Annotated in this window: 9 protein-coding genes and 1 pseudogene; 3 read left to right on the top strand and 7 right to left on the bottom strand. The window is 39.5% G+C overall.

Annotated elements, in window-relative coordinates; genetic code table 11:
* Window positions 1–209 precede the first annotated feature (209 nt).
* The gene (locus tag IM462_RS20735) at window positions 210–1,226 is read right to left on the bottom strand and encodes an IS4 family transposase (protein ID WP_110579901.1); all 1,017 of its coding nucleotides are present in this window, start codon (window positions 1,224–1,226) and stop codon (window positions 210–212) included.
* A 152-nt stretch (window positions 1,227–1,378) separates the two neighbouring features.
* Between IM462_RS20735 and IM462_RS20730 the strand changes: the two genes are divergently transcribed.
* Both IM462_RS20730 and IM462_RS20725 read left to right on the top strand, forming a co-directional pair.
* Window positions 1,379–1,714 (top strand): type II toxin-antitoxin system PrlF family antitoxin, encoded by a 336-nt coding sequence (locus tag IM462_RS20730; protein ID WP_287703408.1) that lies wholly within the window; start codon window positions 1,379–1,381, stop codon window positions 1,712–1,714.
* A gap of 2 nt (window positions 1,715–1,716) precedes the next feature.
* On the top strand, window positions 1,717–2,139 hold the full coding sequence (locus tag IM462_RS20725) for a type II toxin-antitoxin system YhaV family toxin (protein ID WP_287703406.1): 423 nt from the start codon (window positions 1,717–1,719) through the stop codon (window positions 2,137–2,139).
* Window positions 2,140–2,619: 480 nt separating this feature from the next.
* Here IM462_RS20725 and IM462_RS20720 read toward each other — a convergent pair whose 3' ends face one another.
* The 4 genes from IM462_RS20720 to IM462_RS20705 all read right to left on the bottom strand — a co-directional run bounded on the left by IM462_RS20720 (window position 2,620) and on the right by IM462_RS20705 (window position 8,622).
* Window positions 2,620–3,180: a PIN domain-containing protein gene (locus IM462_RS20720; protein WP_287670872.1), complete on the bottom strand. Its 561-nt coding sequence runs from the start codon at window positions 3,178–3,180 to the stop codon at window positions 2,620–2,622.
* Entirely contained in the window at window positions 3,164–3,643 is a 480-nt protein-coding gene (locus IM462_RS20715) for an excisionase family DNA-binding protein (RefSeq protein WP_287670870.1), read from the bottom strand. The genes IM462_RS20720 and IM462_RS20715 overlap by 17 nt, the downstream gene beginning before the upstream one ends.
* Window positions 3,644–3,828: 185 nt before the next feature.
* Window positions 3,829–6,402, bottom strand: a complete 2,574-nt coding sequence (locus tag IM462_RS20710) for a DEAD/DEAH box helicase family protein (protein ID WP_287703404.1) — start codon at window positions 6,400–6,402, stop codon at window positions 3,829–3,831.
* Window positions 6,403–6,606: 204 nt separating this feature from the next.
* Window positions 6,607–8,622: a ribonuclease catalytic domain-containing protein gene (locus IM462_RS20705; protein WP_287703402.1), complete on the bottom strand. Its 2,016-nt coding sequence runs from the start codon at window positions 8,620–8,622 to the stop codon at window positions 6,607–6,609.
* 316 nt (window positions 8,623–8,938) lie between these two features.
* Between IM462_RS20705 and IM462_RS20700 the strand changes: the two are divergent.
* A pseudogene (locus IM462_RS20700) lies at window positions 8,939–9,214 on the top strand (helix-turn-helix domain-containing protein); the annotation flags it as partial.
* Window positions 9,215–9,348: 134 nt separating this feature from the next.
* Here IM462_RS20700 and IM462_RS20695 read toward each other — a convergent pair.
* Both IM462_RS20695 and IM462_RS20690 read right to left on the bottom strand, forming a co-directional pair.
* Complete coding sequence (locus IM462_RS20695; RefSeq protein ID WP_287715570.1) at window positions 9,349–9,762, bottom strand: hypothetical protein; 414 nt, start codon at window positions 9,760–9,762, stop codon at window positions 9,349–9,351.
* A 172-nt stretch (window positions 9,763–9,934) separates the two neighbouring features.
* On the bottom strand, window positions 9,935–10,061 hold a 127-nt coding region (locus IM462_RS20690), incomplete at its 5' end, for a S8 family serine peptidase (RefSeq protein ID WP_353847949.1).

Below are 10,061 nucleotides of genomic sequence, written 5' to 3'. Positions count from 1 at the left end.
TAGACCTCTTGCAAAAGTCTTAAGTCGATCCTTGTACAGCAACATTTTTGAAGATTATCAACTACTAATAAATAATTAACTGAAAGTCCCTCCCATTATTGTTTCTATCGTTTGTTTTCGGATTTATGCAAGAGGTCTAATGCCAGAAATGTTGAATCTCGTAACAAAACTTTACATTTAAGAACAGGACAACCCCAGAACGCCATTTTTCAGATTGAATAGACAATTTTCCTAAACCAGTGTACATAGCTGATATGTTGACACATAAAACTCTGTAAATAGCGCAATTTATCTAATAAGCTTTTGCCAAATACTTCTTCAATATCTATTAGCTGCAAAATTAAATAAGCGATGATACAGCTATAAATTTGTATCCGAATTCCTCTCTCGTTTTTTGTGATTAAACGGTCAAGCTTGAGGTGCATTTTTAAGAACTTCCAAAGAAGTTCTATTTGCCATCTTTGTCGATACATTTCGGCAATTTCCTCATTACTTACCCCCCCTTCTCCTTCTAAGGGTAAGTCCGTCGCTATCCGAAATTCACTTTTACTTTCTAGATCACAAAACTCAACGATTCTTACCTCTACTTCTCTTTTTTCTGCTCCTAGCTTGCTCTGACCATTTTCCAGCATTTCTAGCTTCATATCATTTTTTACCCTTAAAACAAAGTGCTTGTCTTTTTTCTCTAATAATTTTCTGATTCTTTCATTAGAAGAAAAGCCTCTGTCCATTACCCCAACTCCATTTACAGGAATTTCTTCTATAGTTTTTTTCCCTTCTTTAGAGTCATGTCCTTGACCAAAATTGATCACAATCCCCCCCACTTCTGTGGTGATACTATTTATTCCACAAAATAATTTTACTTGATGCCATCCTTTTGTCCACAACAGTTTACTTGTTAGTGAGATTATTGTCGAGTCAATTGGAAATAAAGCTTGAGCTGCTTCTTTTCCTTTTTTGTTTACTAAACTTTTATTTAATTTATTGATGATTTTCTCAAATGGTTCTGTCTCTCGGATTTTACTCGCCTTAGAAAACGTTGACGTATTGACATTAATTCCTTGCATTTTCAGGCGTGCGCTTAAGTCTCTCATGCTGACGATACTTTTATCCAGCGCAAAACCTATCCAACAGGACACAAAAGTAAATGTACTTAATGCGGGATAGTCATTTTTGGGGAGTGGCTTGAGAAGCTCTTTCATTAGTTTTGGGAAAATTGTTAGCATGGCTTATTCACATTTATTGGTGTATATTTACTTTGTTTTCTTATCTATAATATCAAATTTTGTACGACTTTTTTCCACGTTCAACACTTCTGGTCTAATGCAGTTGCATTACCATCAATATCTAGTTTTTACAGACAGGTTTAGAGGTCGCAATGGCTGCAACGATGGCCCCATGCCCAGAATCCACTCTTACCGATCGCTATCAGACTACAATTCCCGATTCTGTTCGCAAAGTCCTTGGCTTGAATAAGCGTGATAAAATCTGCTACAACATACAGGCCGACGGCAAAGTATGGATTTCCAGGGCTGACGAGGCAGAAGAAAATGATCCAGTGCTTGGGAAATTTCTGAATTTTCTTGCCCAAGATATGGAACAGAACCCTCAACACATACAGGCAATTAGTTCTAACCTAGTCAGTCATGTTCAATCCTTGGTCTCTGGGGTTGATCTGGATCTTGATGCACCACTTCTGGATGAGGACGAATAAGGTTGTCTATAGATCAGCCCCTAGTGATTAATGGATGGAGCATATTTGCTCATCCTCTGTTCCTTGAACAGTTTGAAGAACTTGTGATGCAGGTTGAAGAGCTGCGTCACAAGTTTCCTCAAGATTACAAAAGGAAAAATGCTACAAAGCGTCTAGCTGCCATAGCAAAGTTAGCCTTTGATACTATTCCTCAAGACCCAACTCGCAGTGAGTATCGACTGGGAACTACGCTTGGAGACGATTACAAGCACTGGTTTAGAGCCAAGTTTTTTCAGCAGTATCGACTGTTTTTTCGATATCATCAAGAGAGTAAAATAATTCTCCTCGCTTGGGTCAATGATGAAAACTCTAAGCGAGCTTATGAGAGTAATACAGACGCTTATAGAGTCTTTAGGAAAATGCTGGCTCTTCTAGGTTCTGTGTGATCGGTTTAACTTACATAGGATCGATCGATCTTTGTGTCCTTTGTGTCTTTGTGGTTCGTTCCACCCCCTCGCTAGGAGAAATGTATCTTAGAATACATTTTACCCACCAAACCTAGGAGAGCCAAATGCTGGAGACCAGTCATCCTCCAGATGATTGGCATGACCTACTCAAAGAGGCGAAAAGTACAATTAGCCGTTTACGAGAAGCTGCTGAAACCGAAATTTAATGATAGATATGTCTGGACTTCCCCCATACAGACATACTAAAAAAAATTGAAAAGAGGCTACTGGGTACATTTTTCGCTTGAAAATGGCTTTACCGTTGACTGTATCTGGAGTAGAGCGATTCTGTAGAGTTGGCTGTATAGCGATCGCTAACTTGATCGTAACAGATAGTGTCATCAATCTCTAGAGTAAGCGATTCCCTCTGTAGCCATGTTTAGATAGCTAGTACATTTACACTGGAGAAGTTCAGTTATATCAAAGAATTTTAGTTATCTTTTGACAAAAATTAGATAAATTAGCTTTTTTATCTAAAAACTCTAGTAATTCAGCTAGAGATTTTTGAGGATTTTTATATTTCTCGACCTGCCGATTTAGACTGAATTTAATTTCTTCGGGATATTCATCGAACAAATGACTTAAAAAAGTATCAGGAGATTGAGCCTTTATACCCCAAATTTCTAAAGCTGACAGTGAAAAATCGGGAAGATTATTAGTTAAAATTAGATTAGCTTTAGCCATAACAGCAGTTGCTAGAACATGACGGTCTTTTAAGTCATTTGTCATTAACTCAATTAAACCAGATGGCACTTCAACCATGGCTTCGGGAAAGGCTGCTTTCATTGTCTCCACTAAATTAAGGGCTTTTATTGAAGTTATATTATATCGATTAATCAGATTGCGAGTTGTTTCTTCTAAAATTAATTTCGACCAGTAAGGGGAGTATAAACCTCGCCAAGCAATTGATAATAAAGTATCGCGTAAATACTGAGGAATAAGAACACAAGCATCTAAAACAACCCTAGGCTCTGCTGTCATCTAGGTTTAATTCCTCATCTTTTCTGTATAGTCCTTCCGCTTCAGTCATAGCCACAAGGTTATTTAAAATTTGTTCTCTTTCTCGATATTTTCTCTCTTTATATATTAGCAAATCTTCTCGTTTTATCCGTCTATCACTGCCTACATTAGTCGATAAAATTTGCCTCTGTTCTAGTAATTTTATTAGATAAGAGTTAGAAACATTTAACAAGTTAGCCGCTTCTTCTATAGTTAAATCCTGAGGGGTAACATTTAACTGAATTACCTGTCCCGATGCTAAGGCAGCTACACTGTAACGAAGTACCATTAAAACCGATTCGGGAATATGGACATTTTCTCCCTGTTCAGTTACGAGTCTCGTCGGTATTTCTCTATTAAGCAGCTGATTTAATTGGGTTATTTGTTCAGTTTCTTCGGGTTCGACAACAAAATGAGTTGGGTCAAAATTAGAATATTTACTCATATCAGAGAATGACTCCACGCATTGATATTATTTCACCTCATTTTAACATACCAATCTGACAGGGGGACAAGAACCCTAAACCATGAGATCACATTTTATTATTTTTTCCACTTCCATCTAAAAATTGAGAAAAAAGCCAAACCCTCTATTACACCATAAAAAAATTATGCAAGAGGTCTATTCTTCTACTTTTTTTGAAAATACTTTTCAGAGTATTCTTTTTTCAAGGATTCAACATCAAGTTTATGGAAAACCAATAGTTCCTGCATCTTGGAGTCACTAATTTCAGTGAGAGAATAGTCTTTAAACTCCTTGAAAAAGGACTTGACCCTATCTCTCAAGGATTTAAGTGTTCCTTTTCTCATGATTTCAACTTCATGGGTAAAACTTCCTTGTTTTGAAACATTTTTTGTAGGAATGATGAGAATTCTTTTTACTTTATCTGTCTTATATTCTTGTTCAAACCATGCACAGTGATTATTCATTTGTCCAGTTTCAGTTTTAGTTATCTCACTGCGTGAATCCTCGACTTCGCTCTTACATTCAAACATGAAATATTCATCATTTGAGACACACCAAAGATTGTCAGAGCCTTTTTTAAACTCCTTATCCGGTCTTTGACTTAAAAAACCGATCGCATAGCCTAAATCTTGAAGTGCTTTTTCAAATTTTTCTGAAGGCTGTCCAAAACTTAAATTTTCAAGTATCTCATTTACATCCATTGAAAGCTCTTGATAATTTTCATGCGAAGAAATCCAATCTCGAATTCGTTTTATTCTATTTTCGCTTATATAGCTTAATTTCTTATAATTAATACCTTCTCTAGGTTTCAGAAGCTGAGAATTATTTTTGAAAGCACTTTGTTGAGTATTATTAGAATCTAACTTGCTGATCTTATACTTGAATCGAGCAAGGGTCTGCAAATACCAACCCTTCTCTGCTTGATCTTCAGTACAGTACAAGTCAATTATTTTTTGCCCATGGTTGATTGCACTTTCAGGATCATTTTGGAAAAAGCTTTCTTCTGCCTTTCTTTCCAATTCTAGAATTTCCAGTATCTTACCTGTAGAAGATGGATTACTGTTAATGTTCGCATCCATTTTCTCTTTATAAAACTCTTTCCATCCATCGTCTCTTTTTAGACATTGGTTGATCAATTCAAGTATTACCTTTGTATAATCATTACCATTTTTTATATCTTCTTCTTTTGCCATTTCAGAGACTTCTAGCCCAATCTCTATCTGGTTCCTTGTTTGAGATGAGAAGAACCTATTTGAGCTAGAACTTTTAAGGAATTTTACAAGATCATCTCCGATGATGAGAATAACACTGTAGTCCTTCTCGCCTCTTACACTCCTGCCAAGACCTTGTTCTATCTTCTGAGCAGCTCTAATATTTGTTAAGTCGCTATTCGATCTACATTCTTCTTCGTACCTCTCAGTTAATGACTCCGAATATGGCATAGAGTCAATAATGAGGAGCCGACAAGAATCATCTGGAAGATCTATTCCGTCGTAGCGATTGACAACTACCACTGTATTGCTATATTCACCTGATTTAAGCTTACTAACCTCTTCAAAGATATTTTCACTTTTAACAACTACAGAACCTTGCTTCTGATACACCTTTGCTTTATTGAAACTAGAGGTAATTGCTACTAAGCCTGCTTTTCGACTAGGGTTTTGTTTAGAAAATCTGACAATAATGTAATCTCTATTCAACTCCTCATGGATGAGTGAGGGAATCAAGATCATTTTTTCACCTGACCACTTCTCTTGCTCTGGAGTAAGCGGATTATTTATAGCTTGAACGTTTAATCCAAGACCTTTTAGAAAGAAAGAATCATTTTGTGTAGTTGCTGACATCAAGATTCTCTGTTCAGCCTTGCTAAAAGTAGAAAACTGGTTAACTGGACTAAAATAAGTTGAAATTTCTAATTCTTTGCCACTAAAAAAGCATTGACAATTATCAATACTGTCTTTGATTAAATCCCAAGTGAACATTACTTTTGTATCACTTGTATATTCAATAATAATTTGTATAACTTCTGACTTTTTATCTTGCCAATTCCAATAAGGAACTGGCAAAAAAGTTGTGCTTTCGCCATTCTTTATCTCAAAAAAACTGCCTTCACCTTGCTCTCTTAGATCGTCTTCAAACAGTTGAAACAAACGTTGATAGAGATGATGAGAATTGTTTACTTTTATTTTAAAGGATTCGTTTATGAAATCTATACAGGCGTGTGAGTCGTCTAAAATAATCGTGTTTACTTTAGTGAATTTTCCGCCAATTCCGAAAACTGACTTCCCGTTGAAAACTTTCTGAACGTGCGTGATTAATATCTTCTCTGAGTTTAGAAATTGATCAGGCAGAGAATTGCTGCTATCAATAGTTACATATCCAATGCCAAATTTTTCTGCTTCTTGGCAAGTTTGTTTCACCAAGTATTTGTTGGGACACACATATAGACAGGGACCTTTCTTTTGATTCAGTTTAGATTGAAGGATCAACAAACCAATCAAAGTTTTACCTTGCCCAGTATGCAACTTTAAAACTAAATCTTTATCGTCTTTACGATTCAACCACCAGTTCGTTAGAATTTCTCTTTGCACTGGACGCAAAGGACCAGTCTCGCTCCTTCTGTCTAGCTCATCATAAATTTCAACGGGATCTACTTTTTTCTCAATTGATTTCAAACCCAACTTCTTCTTAAAATCAACCATTTCTAACCCATCTATGGAACTATCGCTTGGCAACAAACACTTTAATTCTAGCAGATCTCTTTTGATAATGCTCCCTTTTCAGCACCTGCAAAACACTACATCAAAGTACAATCAAGCTCTACATTATGGACACCAACAGATAACCTCTGAAGGAGCGTCACAATTCAGGAATCGAGGGATAACTAAAAACTCACATCTGATAACTGATCACTGATAAGTGACTCCTTTTTGCCTGACAGATTAACTTGCTTGGGAGGAGACAAAACCCGATAACTCGCGAAAACGGATCTCATCGCGGTGGGGATCGGCGCGACTAACTTGTACTTGAAAGCGATCGCCTAAAGATACCGAGCGCTCAAAACGATGGGGTAATTCTAACCCCAATTCCTCCAATAAAATCAAGCCTAAATTTTCCTCTTCCCGCAGCCAGCGCAACACCAAAGCTTGCCAGACTTGATCTCCCTGTCGTCGCAGAAATTCCAAACTCCAATAACGATTAGTTTGTCGTTCCACCGAGGTGGCTTCCAGGGCCGAACTAGCGACACTATAGAGAATTTCCTGCATTCTATCCCGGGTAAAAGGCAGTTTATCGCCCCGGAGATGGGCTTTTAGTTGAAAATGGGTCAAAAGGTCAGTATAACGGCGAATTGGCGAAGTTACTTGGGAATAGGTATTCAATCCTAGACTAGCATGACGGTTAGGAATCGTCGTCATCTCACTGCGCGGCATACAGCGACGCAAGGCACAGGAACGCACAGGGCCCGCAGGTAGTAAAATTAACTCCTCATCGGGGGGTAATTCCGGTTGTGGTTGTCCCCGGAAAGGCACGGGGATCTCGTGTTCCTGACAGTAGCGACCGGCGATTTCTCCGGCTAAAATCATCATTTCCGCCACTAATTGCCGAGATGGGGAAACTTCCTGCAATTCTACGATAATTTCGTCGTTAGCCTTCACCTTAATGGATGATTCTGGCATTTGGATGTTAATCGATCCCTGAGATTTGCGCCAGGCGTGGCGTTGTTTTGCCCAACGGTTGAGAATCTTCACTTCCGGTTCATGCTGCAGATCCAGATGTAACATTTCGTCCACATCTTCGTAGGTGAGGCGATAGGTGGGTTTAATTGTACTGGGATGGATACGATAATCGGCGATCGCCCCCGTTTCATCGAGGATTACCCCAAAACTCAATGCGGGACAAAGTTTACCCTGTACCAAACTCATTGGACCGGCGGCCAACTCTAGGGGAAACATGGGAACCATTCCCGTGGGAAGATAGAGACTGGTACTGCGACGACGCGCTTCTAGGTCTAATTCATCATCGGGAAGCACTAAACGGCTAGGATCGGCAATATGAATCCAGAGACGATGACCACCATCCGCGAGCATTTCCACCGATAATCCGTCATCGATTTCCTCGGTACTTTCATCGTCGATGGTATAAATTTTTTGGTGGGTTAAATCGAGACGATTGTTGACATCCGCATCCGCAGGGGGATTGAGTAAATTAAGACGCGCCACATCAAGTACCTTTTTCGAGAATTGAACGGGGTAGGAACTGCGTCGCAGGAAAAGGTTTTCGTGACTACTCCACCATTTCAAATCGACTAACAATTCAAAAGCAGCCTCGGGGGTTTGGGAACGGCCCAGCAGCGAGAGTATGTCCATGACTGCTGGATATTTTTGTTCGGGTTGGAGGATAAATTTTTCTAGAGATTCCAGACGAATTCGATCGCTTTCTGACCATTCTACCGTTTCACCGGCCAGGGCCTGTTGGAGACGTTGGAGAAATTGGCCTTTTTCCCGTTGACGCTGTTGTTCCACCTCTAGCTGGTGTTTGATTTCCTCTACCTGATTTTCCGAGCGGGCCTCGTAACCATCCCCTTTATTTTTAAAATAAACTTTATCATCACTCAAGAGACAATGGGCCGCATAGCAAAACTGGGGACTGCGATCGGAAAAGAGAATCTCGGCCATGGTTTCGGGAGTGACTAACTGATTTTCCCCGGCTAATAATTCCCAGGCCACTTCTAAACCACTGGGATCTAGATAGGGTTGGACTTCCCGCAGAAAATTGCCAATCTCCTTATAGTTGGACGGACCTGCTTTGATAATGTAATCGAAGCGCTGGGGACGCAGTTTATGCGGGGTTCCCCCTTGATCGATGACGATCCAATCTTTTTTCCCTTCTGGGCGATCGATCACCCCTAAGCGCCTTTCTCCTTGGACTCGAAATTCTACCAGCGTTCCCTTTTCCACTGCTTCCCCTTACTGCCTATCTATTTTGTCTATTTTCTATCATCCTCGATCGATTACTCGATCGGCAAGAGCAATCATCAATCCCCACCCACTAGATAGGGTTTGCGGCAAAAAGTTTTTCGTGGGGGTAGGGTGTGGGGTTTTACCCATTTTGAGGACGTTCGGCGAGCTCAGTCGAGCCGGGGTCAATTACCTAATTTTCAGGGAAAAAGTCCTGGAATTTTCCCCCTGATCACTCCCATGTCCACCACTTTTGGATTTCAAAAAAGTCTAAAAGTCTTATCAAACAAGGTTTTTAGATTTATTCAGCAAACCCCATTTAGTCAAAGATTCGCCGCTCTCAGGACAACCAGTGTACCCACAAGTTAATCGTCGTCAATTTAAGTGCGATAATTGTCGGAAACCCTTGAGCGAAGAGTTAGATTTTGTCCCCAGTAAACGAACTTATACGAAAAGACTAGCCGAGAATATACTCGAACAATTAAAAGAAGGTGATATTTTAAATGTTAGCCGAAGAAATGACGTAACGGAAGAAGAGATTCCAAGAATGCTAGAGAACATCGTCGAAGAAATTACAGAGCCAGACCTATCGTAATTAAAAAAACTAGGAATTCGCCAGTTCAAATACTGGCGAAATGCAGACGTAATCAAGCAAGATAGTAAATTATTTTCTTCTATCTCACTCTCAAGAAATGTTATTTCTTGAGCGGGTTGGGACGATAATTGCTAAAAATAAGCTTTTTCCGTGTTAATTAACTGAATATTGACAATTTGACCGTTAGTCACTTGTACGGTTCCATAGCTGCCGTCCCCTAAAAAATTATTGAGGTACAAATTGTCATCATATTGAGCGAGGAGAGTATATTCCCCTGAGGGCAATTCCACCAAAAAATTACCTTGAGAATCACTACTTATTTGCTTGATTAGGTGAGGATGTTTTTGGGCTTGGGCTACTGGCCAGTTGGTTCCTTGAGCGGGAATTCTACCTGAAAAAATCCAAATAGTTGTTTTAATAGGTTCAGGTTTTGTTCTCAAGGATGTTGTGTCTATAGTGGGCATTTGGTCGCCACTAAGACGAAGAATAGTGCCAGAAATACCCTGTTTTGATTGAGAGAAATTCGGGTCAGTAAAGCTCATCATTGTAACTAGAATAATGGTCAAACTTAGGAACCAGCGAAAGTTAGGATAAATCATAGTTTTGGCGATTTGGCTGTTATTTTGGCTGAAGAAAAGCCTCGTGCAGAATCCAACAGAGACTTTCTTCAGCATTGGTTAACTAGGAATGCTCTGGGTTGTGAGCATTAATAGCGTTTTAAGTAAGACGGACAGCACTGCTAGTGAGAATACTGCGGACTTGAGCATGGGTTAAGTTGGGATTAGCCCCGAGCATTAAAGCCACTACTCCTGCCACATGGGGAGCCGCCATCGAGGTTCCGCTG

The organism is Microcystis sp. M144S2 (assembly GCF_020246065.1).
GTDB classification, from domain to species: Bacteria; Cyanobacteriota; Cyanobacteriia; order Cyanobacteriales; family Microcystaceae; genus Microcystis; species Microcystis ichthyoblabe_A.
Note: the sequence above shows the minus strand (reverse complement) of the source record. Positions and strands in the feature narration are given on the sequence as shown.

Coding starts and splice junctions, on each gene's coding strand:
- IM462_RS20735 (WP_110579901.1), bottom strand. CDS start 1,226: ATGCTAACAATTTTCCCAAAACTAATGAAAGAGCTTCTCAAGCCACTC.
- IM462_RS20730 (WP_287703408.1), top strand. CDS start 1,379: ATGGCTGCAACGATGGCCCCATGCCCAGAATCCACTCTTACCGATCGC.
- IM462_RS20720 (WP_287670872.1), bottom strand. CDS start 3,180: ATGACAGCAGAGCCTAGGGTTGTTTTAGATGCTTGTGTTCTTATTCCT.
- IM462_RS20715 (WP_287670870.1), bottom strand. CDS start 3,643: ATGAGTAAATATTCTAATTTTGACCCAACTCATTTTGTTGTCGAACCC.
- IM462_RS20695 (WP_287715570.1), bottom strand. CDS start 9,762: ATGATGAGCTTTACTGACCCGAATTTCTCTCAATCAAAACAGGGTATT.